The 14,993-nt window shown below is 55.5% G+C and carries 14 protein-coding genes; 13 read left to right on the top strand and 1 reads right to left on the bottom strand.

The window, feature by feature from the left end:
• Positions 1 to 207: 207 nt before the first annotated feature.
• Complete coding sequence (locus tag G3578_RS04190) at positions 208 to 954, bottom strand: MBL fold metallo-hydrolase (RefSeq protein WP_165208946.1); 747 nt, start codon at positions 952 to 954, stop codon at positions 208 to 210.
• A gap of 251 nt (positions 955 to 1,205) precedes the next feature.
• Here G3578_RS04190 and lonB point away from each other — a divergent pair, with 251 nt between their 5' ends.
• The 13 genes from lonB to G3578_RS04130 all read left to right on the top strand — a co-directional run bounded on the left by lonB (position 1,206) and on the right by G3578_RS04130 (position 14,991).
• Positions 1,206 to 2,918 (top strand): ATP-dependent protease LonB, encoded by a 1,713-nt coding sequence (gene lonB / locus G3578_RS04185; RefSeq protein ID WP_165208944.1) that lies wholly within the window; start codon positions 1,206 to 1,208, stop codon positions 2,916 to 2,918.
• Positions 2,919 to 3,253: 335 nt separating this feature from the next.
• Complete coding sequence (gene lon, locus G3578_RS04180; protein WP_165208941.1) at positions 3,254 to 5,581, top strand: endopeptidase La; 2,328 nt, start codon at positions 3,254 to 3,256, stop codon at positions 5,579 to 5,581.
• Between the two features lie 6 nt (positions 5,582 to 5,587).
• Positions 5,588 to 6,214: a ribosome biogenesis GTP-binding protein YihA/YsxC gene (gene yihA, locus G3578_RS04175; RefSeq protein ID WP_165208938.1), complete on the top strand. Its 627-nt coding sequence runs from the start codon at positions 5,588 to 5,590 to the stop codon at positions 6,212 to 6,214.
• Positions 6,211 to 7,563 carry a beta-N-acetylglucosaminidase domain-containing protein gene (locus tag G3578_RS04170; RefSeq protein ID WP_165208935.1) on the top strand — a complete coding sequence of 451 codons (1,353 nt, stop codon included), beginning with the start codon at positions 6,211 to 6,213 and terminating at the stop codon, positions 7,561 to 7,563. Before yihA ends, G3578_RS04170 begins: the two co-directional genes overlap by 4 nt.
• A gap of 599 nt (positions 7,564 to 8,162) precedes the next feature.
• Complete coding sequence (locus G3578_RS04165; protein ID WP_165208932.1) at positions 8,163 to 8,690, top strand: helical membrane plugin domain-containing protein; 528 nt, start codon at positions 8,163 to 8,165, stop codon at positions 8,688 to 8,690.
• Positions 8,683 to 9,057 (top strand): hydrogenase maturation nickel metallochaperone HypA, encoded by a 375-nt coding sequence (gene hypA, locus G3578_RS04160; RefSeq protein ID WP_165208929.1) that lies wholly within the window; start codon positions 8,683 to 8,685, stop codon positions 9,055 to 9,057. The genes G3578_RS04165 and hypA overlap by 8 nt, the downstream gene beginning before the upstream one ends.
• Positions 9,032 to 9,718: a hydrogenase nickel incorporation protein HypB gene (gene hypB, locus G3578_RS04155; RefSeq protein WP_165208926.1), complete on the top strand. Its 687-nt coding sequence runs from the start codon at positions 9,032 to 9,034 to the stop codon at positions 9,716 to 9,718. Before hypA ends, hypB begins: the two co-directional genes overlap by 26 nt.
• A gap of 72 nt (positions 9,719 to 9,790) precedes the next feature.
• Positions 9,791 to 10,762, top strand: a complete 972-nt coding sequence (locus G3578_RS04150; protein WP_165208923.1) for an NADH-quinone oxidoreductase subunit B family protein — start codon at positions 9,791 to 9,793, stop codon at positions 10,760 to 10,762.
• 66 nt (positions 10,763 to 10,828) lie between these two features.
• Positions 10,829 to 12,460 (top strand): nickel-dependent hydrogenase large subunit, encoded by a 1,632-nt coding sequence (locus tag G3578_RS04145; protein WP_165208921.1) that lies wholly within the window; start codon positions 10,829 to 10,831, stop codon positions 12,458 to 12,460.
• 68 nt (positions 12,461 to 12,528) lie between these two features.
• Positions 12,529 to 12,996: a hydrogenase maturation protease gene (locus G3578_RS20680; RefSeq protein ID WP_346773952.1), complete on the top strand. Its 468-nt coding sequence runs from the start codon at positions 12,529 to 12,531 to the stop codon at positions 12,994 to 12,996.
• Positions 12,986 to 13,288 (top strand): hydrogenase maturation protease, encoded by a 303-nt coding sequence (locus G3578_RS20675; protein ID WP_241254443.1) that lies wholly within the window; start codon positions 12,986 to 12,988, stop codon positions 13,286 to 13,288. Before G3578_RS20680 ends, G3578_RS20675 begins: the two co-directional genes overlap by 11 nt.
• A 57-nt stretch (positions 13,289 to 13,345) precedes the next feature.
• A complete protein-coding gene (locus G3578_RS04135; RefSeq protein ID WP_346773951.1) occupies positions 13,346 to 14,563 on the top strand; it encodes a tetratricopeptide repeat protein in 1,218 nt (405 codons plus the stop codon).
• Between the two features lie 50 nt (positions 14,564 to 14,613).
• Positions 14,614 to 14,991, top strand: coding sequence for a hypothetical protein (locus tag G3578_RS04130; protein WP_165208918.1), 378 nt, complete (start codon positions 14,614 to 14,616; stop codon positions 14,989 to 14,991).
• Positions 14,992 to 14,993: the final 2 nt, after the last annotated feature.

Below are 14,993 nucleotides of genomic sequence, written 5' to 3'. Positions count from 1 at the left end.
CAGGGGCTGTTTCTGAAGCGGGCCGCCGCTTCGGAAACAGCCTTTTTGCGTTTTTAGCAAACTTCTTTATAGCGCTTAAGAGACGAAGAAAGGCTGGGGCCCCCGCCGACACAATTTTTTACAGGGGTCCCCGAAAAGTATTCGGAATCAGCTTCGAAGGCAAACGTCACTTTTGGGGGTTGAGCAAAGCTTAAGTCGGCGGGGTTTTCAACTGCCGGACAGCCCGAGGATGGCGTGCAGCCGCTCATTCACGTTTCCCTGCCACAAGCCGCCGTGGTAACAGATGACCGATTCCACGTCCAAGTCCAAGAATTTTTGCAGCGATCGGATGGCCGTGTCCATGTCCGGCGTCGTCTGCCGGACGGGTCCCCGCAATACCCCGTCCCAGATGATCATGGCGTCCCCGGCAACAAGGGTTTTGCTTTGCTTCAAGTACAGGCTGATGTGGCCGGGAGTATGGCCGGGGGTATAGACAACGCGAATCCCGCCGCAATACGGCAGCTCTTCCCCGTCCGCCAACGTCCTGTCCACCTTGGCCTTCGGGGGGTTCTCGTACAAGGCCAGCGTTTGCTGGCGCACTTCTTCCGGAAGGGAGCCCATGGCTTTCTCCATGCGGCCTGGCTCCAGCTTGATCAGCGGCAGTCTCCCTTCGATATAGGGTTGGTCAAGCGCATGCGCATACACCTCAATACGGCGTCCGGATGCCTGGAGGATTTCGGGAAGACCCCCGATGTGGTCGATATCCTGATGCGTCAGAATCACGGCTGTCAACTTGTCGAAAGGGACCCCGGCCCTGGCCATCGCCGCCCGGATTTGCTCCAATCCGCCGGGCATGCCGCAATCGATCAAGATAGCCGTTTCCTCGTCCCAAACGAGCGTCGGATTGAATACGGCACGGCTGCCGAAAACCTGCACGTCCAATTCCAGCATTTCCACCCCGTTCGAAATCTTCATGCGTGTTCCCTCCTTTTGGAATTTTCCTGCATCCTATTATGTATCACAAATCCTGGCTCCACATCAATAATAAAATATATAATCATACCACAAAAATTATTATTTGTCAAGTGCAATTTTGGGGATCTTTTCCTTGTTGATGTTCCCCCTTTCTGCCGCATCTCGTTTACTCCCCCGTTCGCTCGGCAATACTACTCTATATGATTCAAGAGACGCCATCGCAAAGCGTAACTTGGTGGGAGGGATAGACGATGGACTATACGACACTGGTGATTGCCTGTATCGAAGTGGTCGTGGGGATCATTATCGGTACCTACTTCTGGAATCTGCTTCGCACGCAACGGACGAATAAAGTATCGAGCGACAAGGAATCCCGCAAGGACCTGGACCAGCTGCGCAAACTGCGGATGATCGCCCTGACGGAGCCGCTTTCGGAAAAGACCCGTCCAAGCACGCTGCAGGAGATCGTGGGCCAGGAGGACGGGTTGAAGGCGCTGCGCGCGGCGCTGTGCGGCCCCAACCCGCAGCATGTGATCATTTACGGCCCGCCCGGCGTTGGCAAGACGGCGGCGGCCCGCGTCGTGCTGGAAGAAGCGAAGAAAAATCCTTACTCGCCGTTTAAACACGATGCGAAGTTTGTGGAAATCGACGCCACCATCGCCCGCTTTGACGAGCGCGGCATCGCCGACCCGCTGATCGGCTCCGTTCATGATCCGATCTACCAGGGGGCGGGAGCGCTGGGGCAGGCCGGCGTTCCGCAGCCCAAGCCGGGGGCTGTCACCAAGGCGCACGGCGGCATCCTGTTTCTGGACGAGATCGGGGAGCTTCATCCGATCCAGATGAACAAGCTCCTGAAGGTGCTGGAAGACCGCAAAGTGATGCTGGAGAGCGCCTATTACAGCGAGGAGAATACGCAGATTCCGTCTCACATCCACGATATTTTCAAATACGGTCTGCCCGCCGACTTCCGGCTTGTCGGCGCCACGACCCGCACGCCGGAAGAACTGCCCCCGGCGCTGCGCTCCCGCTGCCTGGAGATCTTTTTCCGTCCGCTCAAGGCGGCCGAGATCGGCAGCATTGTGCGCACTGCCGTCAAAAAGATGGAGATGCAGCTGATGCCGGAAGCGGTCCAAGTTATCGAAAAATACGCCACCAACGGGCGGGAGGCGATCAACACCCTGCAGATTGCCGCCGGGATCGCGCTGACGGAACAGCGGCGCACCATCACCCCGGCCGATGTCGAATGGGTGGTGCACAGCAGCCAGAAGTCGCCGCGTCAGGAAAAAGCGGTGCACACCACGCCGCAGATCGGCCTGGTCAACGGCTTGGCTATCTATGGCCCCAACATGGGCAGCGTCATGGAGCTGGAAGTGACCGCCACGCTGGCTGTTTCACCGGGCGGCGGACGGGTCGCCATGACCGGCCTGGTGGAGGAAGAGGAGATGGGCAGCCGCAGCCGCACCATCCGGCGCAAGTCGATGGCGAAAGGCTCCATCGAAAATGTGCTGACCGTCCTGCACAGGCTGGGCATCAAGCCGTACGATTACGATCTGCACATCAATTTTCCGGGCGGCGTGCCGGTGGACGGTCCCTCCGCCGGCGTCGCCATCGCGATTGCCATCTACTCCGCCATCATGGAGAAGCCGGTTGACAACTATCTCGCCGTCACGGGCGAAGTGAGCATCCACGGCAAGGTAAAACCGGTGGGCGGCGTCGTCGCCAAGGTGGAAGCGGCCCGGCAGGCGGGGGCCACCCGCGTGCTGATTCCGGAAGAGAACTGGCAGAGCATTTTTGAAGACATGGAAGGCATCCAGGTGATCCCCGTCGCCACCGTGGAGCAGGCGCTCCGTTTGGCCCTTGTGGACGAGAAGGCGGAAGAGAAGGTGGAAGAGACCCCCATCCCGACGATCGCCGTGCCGCTGCAGACCGCAGACGGGTTTGCTTCGTCGAGCCTGCATCTGTAAAATAACCCCGCCGACTTAAGCTATGCTCAACCCCAAAAAGTGACGTTGACCTTCGAAGCTTAATCCGAGTACTTTTTGGGGACCCCTGAACATGCTGTGTCGGCGGGGGCCCCCAACTTTCTTCCTCTAAGAAAGGCATCGATCGGAGCCTATTCCACAACCGGAGGCCCCGATGGTTCGCTCGCGCCGTCGGGGTCTTCCCAAAGTGCGTGGGAAATTAGACATTGTCTTCCGTTTACGCTAAAATGATACGAAAACGGCCTCAGCCGAAGGCCGTTTTCTACTGAAAAAAACAGAACGAGAACAATGCGACAGGGATCGGGAGGTGTCTGGCCATGAGCGAACAGAATGGTAAACGGGAGATTCCGCTGCTGCCGCTGCGCGGGCTGCTCGTTTATCCCAGCATGGTGCTCCACTTGGACGTGGGCCGGGAGAAATCGATCAAGGCCCTGGAGAGAGCCATGGTTGACGACAATAAAATCTTGTTGGCCACACAGGAAGAGGTACATATAGAAGAACCCAGTGCGGAACAGATTTACAACGTGGGGACGGTCGCCCGCGTCAAACAGATGCTGAAGCTGCCCAACGGCACGATCCGCGTCCTGGTGGAAGGGCTGCAGCGGGCCAAAATCGAAGAGTATCTGCAAGAGGACGACTATTTTTACGTCACCATTACATATCTCGACGAGAAGAAGGGGAACGAGAACGAAGTAGAGGCGCTGATGCGTGCCGTACTTAACCACTTCGAGCAGTACATCAAGCTGTCGAAAAAGGTGTCGCCGGAGACACTCTCCTCTGTCAGCGACATCGATGAACCGGGCCGCCTGGCTGATATCATCACTTCCCATCTGCCCCTCAAGATGAAGGATAAGCAGGAGATCCTGGAAACGGTGGACATTCAGCAGCGGCTGGAGATCCTGCTGAACATTCTGAACAACGAGCGGGAAATCCTGGAACTGGAGCGCAAAATCAGCGCCCGGGTCAAGAAGCAGATGGAAAAGACGCAAAAGGAATACTACCTGCGCGAACAGATGAAAGCCATCCAGAAAGAGCTGGGCGAAAAAGAAGGGCGCGCCGGCGAAGTGGAAGAGCTGCGGGCCCAGCTGGACAAGTCGGACGCGCCGGAGCGGATCAGGAAGAAGATCGAAAAAGAGCTGGAGCGGCTGGAGAAAATGCCGTCCACTTCTGCGGAAGGGAGCGTCATCCGCACCTATATCGATACGCTGCTGGCCTTGCCGTGGACGCGCAGGACGGTGGACAATCTGGATATCAAGCATGCGGAAGAAGTGCTCAACGAAGACCACTACGGCCTGGAAAAACCGAAGGAGCGCGTGCTGGAATATCTGGCTGTCCAGAAGCTGGTCAACAAGATGCGCGGACCCATTCTCTGTTTCGTCGGTCCGCCGGGCGTCGGGAAAACATCGCTCGCCCGCTCCATCGCCCGCGCCCTGGAACGGGAATTTGTCCGGATCTCCCTGGGCGGCGTGCGCGATGAAGCGGAAATCCGCGGCCACCGCCGCACCTATGTCGGCGCGCTGCCGGGCCGGATCATCCAGGGCATGAAGACGGCGGGGACGATCAATCCGGTCTTCCTGCTGGATGAGATCGACAAGCTGGCCTCCGATTTTCGCGGCGATCCGGCTGCGGCGCTGCTGGAAGTGCTCGACCCCAACCAGAACGACAAGTTCAGTGATCACTACATTGAGGAAACCTACGATCTGTCCAACGTGATGTTTATCACGACGGCCAACTCCCTGCACACCATTCCGCGTCCGCTGCTGGACCGGATGGAAGTGATCCACATCTCCGGCTACACCGAACTGGAGAAGCTGCACATCCTGAAGGATTACCTCCTGCCGAAGCAGCTGGAAGAGCATGGGCTTGGCAAGGATAAGCTGCAGATGAACGAGGAAGCGATGCTGAAGCTGATCCGGCATTACACGCGGGAAGCGGGTGTGCGCAACCTGAACCGCGAAATGGCCAATATCAGCCGGAAAGCGGCCAAGATCATCGTCAGCGGGGAGAAGAAAAAGGTGGTCGTCACGCCGAAATCGCTGGAGGCCCTGTTGGGCAAGCCGCGCTACCGGTACGGGCTGGCGGAGAAAGAGGATCAGGTCGGCTCCGTCACCGGCCTCGCCTGGACCGAGACGGGCGGCGACACGCTCAATGTGGAGGTCAGCGTGCTGCCGGGCAAAGGAAAGCTCACCCTGACCGGCCAGTTGGGCGACGTCATGAAGGAATCGGCCCAGGCGGCGTTCAGCTATATCCGTTCGCGCGCCAACGAATGGGAGATCGATCCCGAATTCGTCGAGAAGAACGATATCCATATCCATGTTCCTGAAGGGGCGATCCCGAAAGACGGACCATCGGCCGGGATCACGATGGCGACAGCCCTCGTCTCGGCGCTGACCGGTATTCCGGTGAAGAAGGAAGTGGGCATGACCGGCGAGATCACCCTGCGCGGGCGCGTCCTGCCCATCGGCGGCTTGAAGGAGAAGGCGCTGTCCGCCCACCGCGCCGGTCTGAAGGTCGTGATCCTGCCGAAAGAAAACGAGAAGGATATCGAGGAGATACCGGAGAGCGTGCGGAACGAACTGACGTTCATCACGGTGGAACACATGGATGAAGTGCTGCGCCACGCCCTGGTAACGAAAAAACGGTGAGACATGATGAAGATCATATCGGCTGAATTTGTCATCAGTGCAGTTGGACCGAAGCAGTATCCCACGGACGGCCTGCCGGAAATCGCCCTGGTGGGCCGCTCCAATGTAGGCAAGTCCTCCCTGTTGAACAAAATGATGAACCGCAAATCGCTGGTGCGGACCAGCTCCAAGCCGGGAAAAACGCAAACCCTCAACTTTTTTCGCGTCAACAACATGCTGTATTTCGTCGATTTCCCGGGATACGGCTATGCCAAAGTCTCCAAATCGGTGCGGCAGTCCTGGGGCAAAATGATCGAAGGCTATCTGGCGAAGCGCGATGAGCTGCGCTTCGTCATCCAGCTTATCGATATCCGGCATCCCCCGACGAAGGATGATATCGCCATGTACGCGTGGTGCAAGGAGAACGGCCTGGATACGGTGATCGTCGCTACCAAGGCGGACAAGATCGCCCGCGGCCGCTGGCAGCAGCATGCCAAAATCATCCGGGAAGCACTGACGCTGCGCAGCCAGGACCCGATCATACCGTTCTCTTCCGAAACCGGCCAGGGAAGAGACGAGCTGTGGCAGGAGATTCTGCGGCGGCTGGAGCAGGCCGGGGAGACGGAGGAGGCGCAGAAGGGGGAGAACCCGTGACCGATGCGGCAGCCTTCCCCGTACGCGGCGTGATCGAAGGCTTTTACGGGAAACCGTGGACGCAGGCGGAGCGGCTGGATATGCTTCATTTCATGGCGCAGCATGGCTTCAATGCCTATTTTTACGCGCCCAAAGACGATCCGTATCTGCGGGAGCGCTGGCAGGAGCCGCATCCCGACGGCCAATTCGCCCATGTTGTGCAATTGGCACACGCGGCGCGGGAGCTGCGGCTCGCCTTTTACTACTGCGTCAGCCCCGGTCTTGACATGCGGTACGGCAGGACGGAGGATTTTGAGCGGCTTGCCGGAAAGTACCGCCGGGCATATGAGGCAGGGGTGCGCCACTTCGGCCTCTTTTTTGATGATATTCCCCAGACCCTGCTGCATGAAGAGGACCGGGAGCGGTACGATGATCTGGCGGAAGCGCATGCGGACGTCGCGCTGCGCCTGTGGCGGCGATTGGGCGAATGGTCCGATGCGTGCCGCCTCGTCATCTGTCCCACGCAGTACCATGGGCTGGGAAACGAGCCGTACATCCGGCGGCTGGCCGGCCGGCTGCCGCAGGAGATCGAGATCTTTTGGACCGGCCGTTTTGTCTGCTCCCCGTATCTGACCGAGGGAGACGCGGCAAAATTTGCGCAATGGACGGGGCATCATCCGCTCTTTTGGGACAATTATCCCGTCAACGATCTGGGAATGGCGAACGAGCTGCATATCGGGCCGCTGCTCAATCGGGATCCCGCTCTCTGGCGCCATGCGAGCGGCTATGTCGCCAACGCGATGGAGCTGGCGGAAAGCTCCAAGATCGCCCTGTATACCACCGCTGCCTATCTGAAGGCACCCGAAAGCTACGATCCGGAACGCGCGTGGCAGCAGGCGGTGGCCGAAGTGGCGGGGACAACCGACGCCCCGTTGTTCCTGCGCTTCGCGGACAATGTCCGCAGCTCGTTTCTGAACGAACAGGAGTCGCCGCGTCTGATGGAGGCACTGCTGCAGTTCCGCTTCCAGTTCGAGCGCGGTGACCAGCGGCAGGCGGTTTTGGCCCTGCAGGCGGTTTTTGACCAGATGGAGGAGACGGCGGCATACCTGTTGACCCGGATGCAGAACGGCAAGCTGGCGGCGGAAGTGCGCGGATGGGTGGAAAAGTACCGCTGCTGGGCGAAGGTGGGGCAGTCGGCGGCCGCCATGATCGGGGAAGCGATTCAAGGCAGGACGGCACAGGCGGTCTTTCACCTGCTCAGGCTGAAGCAGTGGCGGAGGCGGGCGGAACGGTTGCCGCAGAAGGTGTGCGGCCATGTGATGAAGCTGTTTGTGGATGCCGTGCTGGCGAAAGCGACGAGGCGGAGATGAGACAAAGGCGTTCCGCCGAGCCGCTTTTTTTCTTTTTTTTCTGAGGTACCAGCGGGGTACCTTTTTTCATTGGTGGGGGTTGGCGGTTCCCCTTCATTCACTCAATCATTTTCCACGTAATTTTGACAAGCTGATCGGGCGACTGTTTGATTAAGCGTGCAACCTTTTCTTTTGGGACAGAGCGAAAAGGCAAGTCTTGATCAGAGGGCTGCCCAAGGACGGAAAACGCAGCATAAAGGGAAACGATGACGAGAACAATCCGGTTTTTAATTCCAGTAAAAACCAAAAATGGGTAAAAAACTGAACTTCACGACGGAAGACGTAATCTCAAAAATCAATGGTTTGATCATTTCTGATTCTCCTTTCCTGAATGTTTTTTGCCAACTTCATCGAACTCAGAGTCGATGAAATGGCTCGTATCGTTTAACTTATTACACAATTAGCAGGAGCTAACTTTGACAGAAGAAATCTTTGTATGATAGAATCTTCACATAATTTAAAGTATTGATACAAATAAAACGTAAGGGAGGAAAAACGGTAACGTATCAAAAAGACGCGCTTATTTTTTCCCTGCGGATACCATGAAAGGAGGGGGGTCCATGGTGAATATTGGGGAAGGGGCGGTTGCGGAGGCGCCGATCGATCATTTGTTGGTAGAGAAACTTTCGGACCCGAAAACGATCGAGCAACTGGTTCGCCTGCTCGACAAGCTGGAGCATGTGACGTTTCTGTTCGACATGTTGGAAAATTTTCTCCGTCGTGGGCCTGAAATCGCTGATTCGATCAACGATCTCGTCGTTCTTTTACGACATAGCTTGTCCAGGCCTGAATACGTCACGCGCTTCGAGCACGCCTTTGCCGCCTTGCGTCGAATGCAGGAGTTTCTTGATTCTCCTCAAGTTCAAGAGCTGTTGAAATCCGATGTCCTCGACGTGCGTTCGGTGCAAATCGTTGGAAAAGTGTCGCGTTCAATGATCCGAGCCACTGAGGAAACGGCCCAGACGGGAACGAAACGCGTGGGGCTCCTTGGGATCATGCGGGCATTGAGCGATCCAGAGTTGCAGCCGGCGCTCAATTTTATTCTCAATTTCACGCGACATTTGTCGAAGGAGTTCGACGATGCATGAACTGTCCATCGCCCATAGCCTGGTTGAATTAGCCATCGAAGCGGCAGAACATACGGGAATTAAACGGGTGCAAGCCCTTTACGTAAAACTGGGTGCCTTGTCGGGTGTGGTAAAGGAAGCTCTGGTATTTTCCTTCGATGCGGTCATCCAGGGGACACCTCTCGAAGGGGCAAGGCTCGTGATTGAGGACGTTCCTGTAAAAGTCTTCTGTCCTGATTGCCAAGAAGCGCATATTTTGCCTGAACCGTTTCCTATGCGCTGTCCTGTGTGCGGGACGAAAACAGGTCAATTGCTCGAGGGGCGCGAGATGGAATTGTATGCCTTGGAAGGAGGTGTAGAAGATGACGTTAAACCCCCGGATTGTTGAAATTCGTCAGAACGTCCTTAAGAAAAACGACCTCCTTGCTCGGGAATTACGAAAGCGCTTTCAGGAGGCCGGTGTCTACGTCATCAATATGGTCTCAAGCCCAGGTGCGGGAAAAACGACGCTGCTTACAGAAATGTTGTCTCGCCTTGGCGAACGGTATTGTGTGGCAGCGTTAGTCGGTGATTTAGCCACAGAAAACGACGCCGAACGTTTGCGTGAAAGCGGAGCGAAAGTGCGTCAGATTACCACTGGTACAGTTTGTCACCTTGAGGCGGACATGGTTGACAGGACCTTGGAAGGATGGAACTTGGCAGATATTGATTTTCTCTTTATCGAAAACGTTGGCAATCTCGTATGTCCTGCCAGTTACGATTTGGGAGAAAATCAGCGTGTCGTTCTCTTTTCTGTGACAGAAGGTGAAGACAAGCCAGTGAAGTATCCGACCATCGTCAACAGCGCCGATGTGGCAGTCATTACGAAGATTGACTTGGCCGAAGCCGTGGGGTTTCAACGGGATCGCTTCTATGAAGCGCTGAACGACGTAAGACCAGGCATCTCCATTCATGAAGTTTCTGTCCGCACGGGAGATGGTATCGACGAGTGGATTTCCCGCTTGGAGTCGGACAAAGCAGCGTTTGAGAAAGCGGTCGTTTCCTCGTAATCGATCACCAATCCATACCGCAATTCGCAGAACAACTGGTTCAAAAAACTCGCTCTTTTGGAGGTGGATGAAGTGGCGAATCTCCTTTGGATGCACGGCGGTGCGTGCAATGGAAACACCCAGTCGTTTTTAAATGCTGAAGAGCCGACAGTGATTGATTTGGTCACCGATTTCGGCATCAACATCCTCTATCACCATTCGTTGTCCATGGAATTCGGCGACCAGGTGCGCCGTTTGTATGATCAGATCCTCAATGACGAAATCCCCTTGGATATCTTTGTCGTTGAAGGGACGATCATTCAAGGGCCAAACGGTACCGGACACTATGACATGCTCATGGATCGCCCGAAAAAAGATTGGATTTGGGAATTTGCCCATAAAGCCCAGTACGTCGTCGCCATTGGCGACTGCGCATGCTGGGGCGGGATCCCGGCGACGAAACCGAATCCGTCTGAATCCATTGGTCTTCAATACCTCAAGGGGGAACGGGGCGGGTTCCTCGGATCCCAATTCCGTTCGAAAGCGGGATTGCCGGTTATCAACATTCCCGGTTGCCCGGCTCATCCCGACTGGGTGACACAGATTCTCGTCGCCGTTGCCACCGGTCGCGTGGAAGACGTCCTTTTGGACGATTTGCAACGGCCGCAAACCTTCTTTAAGACGTTCACCCAAACCGGCTGCACGCGTGTGCAATACTTTGAGTGGAAAGAACCTGTGGAAGAATTCGGACAAGGTACGCGGAAAGGTTGCTTGTTCTATGAACAAGGTTGCCGCGGCCCGATGACCCACTCGCCGTGTAACCGTATTCTCTGGAACCGTCAATCTTCGAAAACCCGGGCAGGTATGCCTTGCATCGGTTGTACGGAGCCACAGTTCCCGTTCTTCGACTTGGCGCCGGGTACGGTGTTCAAGACACAAAAGGTTCTCGGCTCGATTCCAAAGGAAGTACCGCAAGGCAGCGACCCGTTAAGCTACTCCGTCCATGCGGCAATGGCTCGCGCGGTAGCACCGAAATGGGCGAAGGAAGATATGTTTGTTCCATAAACATAACTGGTACCCCTACTTGTCTCTTTTTAGGGAAAACCATTTTTAAAGGTGGGGTTCGTGAGTATGAATAAGCAAGAAGTTACGACAAAAAGACAAAAAATGGAAATCAAAGTCCACTCGCTAGGGCGCGTGGAAGGTGACTTGGACGTCAAAGTGGCCGTCGAAGACGGAGTCGTTGTTGATGCTTGGACGGAAGCCACCATGTTCCGCGGCTTTGAAATGATTTTAAAAGGAAAAGATCCGCAGGCAGGTCTGATTGTTACCCCCCGGATTTGCGGCATTTGCGGCGGCAGCCATCTTACCAAGGCGGTCTATGCTTTAGACACAGCCTGGAGCACGGAAGTACCGCCTAACGCTACGCTTATCCGTAATATCGCCCAGGCAGCGGAAACGATCCAGAGCATCCCCCGTTGGTTTTATGCCCTGTTCGCCATCGGCCTGACGCATCGAAACTACGCGTCCTCTAAATTGTACGATGAAGTGGTTCGCCGTTGGGCGCCCTTTGAAGGCGAACATTATGAGGCCGGGGTGGTCGTTTCGGCCAAACCGGTGGAAATTTACGCGATCTTCGGTGGCCAGTGGCCCCATTCCAGCTTCATGGTTCCCGGAGGCGTTGTCAGTGCGCCGACGTTGTCCGACATAACCCGTTCCATCTCCATTTTGGAATATTACCGTGAAACCTGGCTGGAGAAAATTCTCCTAGGTTGTTCCGTCGAACGTTGGCTGGAAAACAAGACCTGGACAGATGTTCTTGCGTGGCTGGATGAAAAACCGGAACACCGCGATTCCGATCTTGGTTTGTTCATTCGTTACAGCATGGAAATCGGCTTGGACAAATACGGGGCTGGTCCGGGGCGTTATTTGGCGATGGGGAACTTCTTCCATCCGCAAAAATACCGTTATCCCACCATTGAAGGACGTAATGTTGCGTTGATCGCCCGCTCCGGGGTATTTGACGGGAAGGCATATCACGATTTTGATCAAGCCCGCGTACGGGAAGATCACACTCATTCTTTCTACCGTGGAGGCGGTTCCTTCCACCCGTTTGAAGGGGTGACCGACCCCATTGATCCGACAGAGGGCCAAAAAGAAGGGAAGTATACCTGGGCCAAGGCGCCCCGGTATGACCTTCCGGGGATTGGCGAGATTTCGTTAGAGGTAGGGCCGTTGGCTCGACAAGTGATAGCCGGTCGTCCGGGTGCGGAAGAGTGGCAGGATTACGATCCCCTCTTTTTGAATATCATCAACGAAATCGGCCCTAGTGTCATGGTGCGCGTGCTGGCGCGTTTGCACGAAGCAGCGAAGTACTATTTGCGCATGCGGGAATGGCTTAGGCAGATCGATTTACATGAGAAATTTTATGTCAAGCCAAAAGAGCTTCCTGAAGGGCGCGGTTTCGGGGCTACCGAAGCAGCCCGTGGCGCTTTGGCCGACTGGATTCAAATCAAAGACGGGAAGATCGAAAACTATCAAGTCGTAACTCCGACGGCGTGGAACATCGGTCCTCGGGATCGTCACGGCCAGCGAGGTCCTATTGAGACGGCGATGATTGGCGTACCCGTCAAAAATCCCGAAGACCCGGTCGAACTGGCTCACATTGCGCAAAGCTACGATTCGTGCCTCGTCTGCACCGTTCATGCTTACGACGCCAAGTCGCATAAAGAATTAGCCAAATACGAGGTTATCAAGATCTAGGGGCGGCGATCAAACTGCTCTGGTCCGTGGGTCGTAAACCGGTTACGTTCGTAGAAGGGGGAATTGATGTGACCGTCATTATTGGATGTGGCAATTTACTTCGTAGCGACGACGGAGCGGGCCCCATGCTCATCCGCAAATTGTGGGAACTTGGGGTTCCACCGGGAGTCCGCTTGGCCGATGGTGGAACCGCTGGCATGGATGTGACCTTTCAAATCGGGGATGCCGAGGAACTTATCCTTGTTGACGCATGTAAGACAGGGGCCGAACCGGGCACCATTTTTGAACTGCCTGGAGAAGAAGTGGAAACTCCTCCTCTAAATGACGTCAACCTCCACGATTTTCGGTGGGATAACGCCATCGCCTTGGGACGTTGGTTACTAAAAAGCCGCTTTCCAAAGAAAGTGACGGTCTTCCTCATCGAAGCAGAAAACTTGTTGCACGGGTTTGGCTTGTCTCCCACGGTGGAAGCGGCCATGGATCGTTTGGCCAAGGAGTTGCTCCAGCGCTTGGGAGGGAAAAATAGTGAAACTTGAACTTACCTCTACTGGTTATCTCCATATTCCCGCCGAAGAATCGGTGCGGTTCCCTACGGGAACCGCTATCGCTTTAGTACGCGGTGAAGAACTGTGGATCATGCCGGTGAGTCATCCAGGGGCAGGGGGATTATTGTTAAAACTGCGCAATTCCCGCGGTGACCGAAGTTTGTTTGTACAAGAGCTTTTGCCTGAAGGTGTGCCTCCTGGGGTTCGCGTTGCTGTATGGGATGATAAGCTCGTAGCGCTCCGCATCCCCCTTTTCTGCTCAAGTACTACGGCGCAGCTTTAGTCATGGCTTTTGTTTTCTGGATCTTGTTTTTCTGAGGAAAAAAAGGGGGGGAGAACCGTGCTGCGACCGCAACCGATCGGTGTTTTTCCTGGAACGGCAGGTTTTCTTCTTTTACCGTCTGTTCCGGAAGGAGACAATCTATTGCCGCTTCTCCTCCGCGGCTATCTTCCCGACATTTGGCCGGAGCACTGGCGTTTTTTTGCTGCGGCAATTGAGGGTAGAAGCGAGGATGTGATTTTAGCGTTATTGCCGGAAGGTCCGGAAGGAATTTACAACCGTTTTATTCTGGAGCCACAAGTCCACACATATGCTTTGGCCAAAGAATCGCTCACAGGGGACCTCTCCCTTCTTTTAGACGCGGTGGCGTGGCGACTCGGTTTATACGAAACGCCCCCACCGTATGGCAACGCCGCCGGGGAAGTACGGGCGTTTCTGTTAGCCACGCAGGCGTACGACGCGTTTAACCAAAAAGATTGGTCAACGGGGCTTGAGATCCTTTTGGAGGCGGCGGAAACAGTCAGGGATGTCTCCCCCGTTTTTTCCGCCCGCCTCTATGCCGAATGGGCGGCGACGAAACAGATGCTTGGCGATCACGGGCAGGATACGGTAGATGGATATCGCAGCGCCCTCGCGCTTTTAGAGACATCTTCCTTTCAGGAAGCCCGGGCTGAGCTGTGGTTTCAATTGGGCACCGCGTATCAAACGGACGCAGAGGGTCGGAAGGGGGCCCTCCTGGAAGCGGTCAGGTGCTACCATGAAGCGCTGAAAGTGTATCGAAGAGACACTCATTCCGAAGGCTACGCCATGGTTCATATGAATTTGGCATTGGCATATCTTGCCATGCCGTCATTAGATCGCAGCGCCCGTTTGCGCACTGCGATGGCCATTCAATCACTGCGGGAAGCCTTGGTCATTTTCCAAAAGGACACACATCCGGAGCTTTGGGCGAGCGCAACAGTCAATCTCGCCAACGCGTTACAGCATGTGGAAACGTCCCACCCGGAAGAAAACCTTTGGGAAGCTGTGGCACTTTATGAAGACGTGCTTGGTGTACGCCGCCCTGAGGACGATCCCATGGGGTATGCCCGCGTCTTAGCCAATCAGGGAAATGCCTTGGCTCATCTGGGCGCGTTTTCCCGGGCGGTACCTCGGTTAGAAGAGGCCAGTCGCTTGTTTCGTGCACAAGGGGAACACGATGCGGCAGAGGCCGTAGAGGGCATTTTAGCCGAGATTGCCCGTAAACGGATGGAAACAACATCGAATGAGAAAGGTTGAAGCAGGCAGGCACAAAAGGTGCAATCAATGGATGAAAGGGGGAGTGTGTCATGGATCCCCATGAGCAGCAGTACGTCAACCTTTTGTTGGCGATGGCCGTCGATCGCTTTAGTGAACGTATCATCCAGCGCAACGAAGGGGCACAAAACGCGTTAGATCGGCTCCGTACGAATCCCCAGGGAGACGGTGTGTGGCTAAATGAATTCGTGGACGCGTTTTTCCGGGATGCTCTCCTTGATAACCCTGCTGGATCGTGCTTGATTCTACAAGCGTTGGCCAATCGGCGTTTAAACGTTCCTTCCCCCATTTTCGAACGTGCCACCGTCGGGGAGGTGCTGCAAGAGATGGCTAAACAAACCTTCGCCACCTTGTTACAGCAGAAAACCGAAGAAGCGCTCGAGCAGACCTTGGTATTTGGAGGTGATTGACG

The sequence above is a fragment of the Brevibacillus sp. SYP-B805 genome, assembly GCF_011059135.1.
Lineage (GTDB): Bacteria > Bacillota > Bacilli > Brevibacillales > Brevibacillaceae > Brevibacillus_F.
The sequence above is the reverse complement of the archived record's forward strand: the minus strand, read 5'-3'. Positions and strand labels throughout refer to the sequence as shown.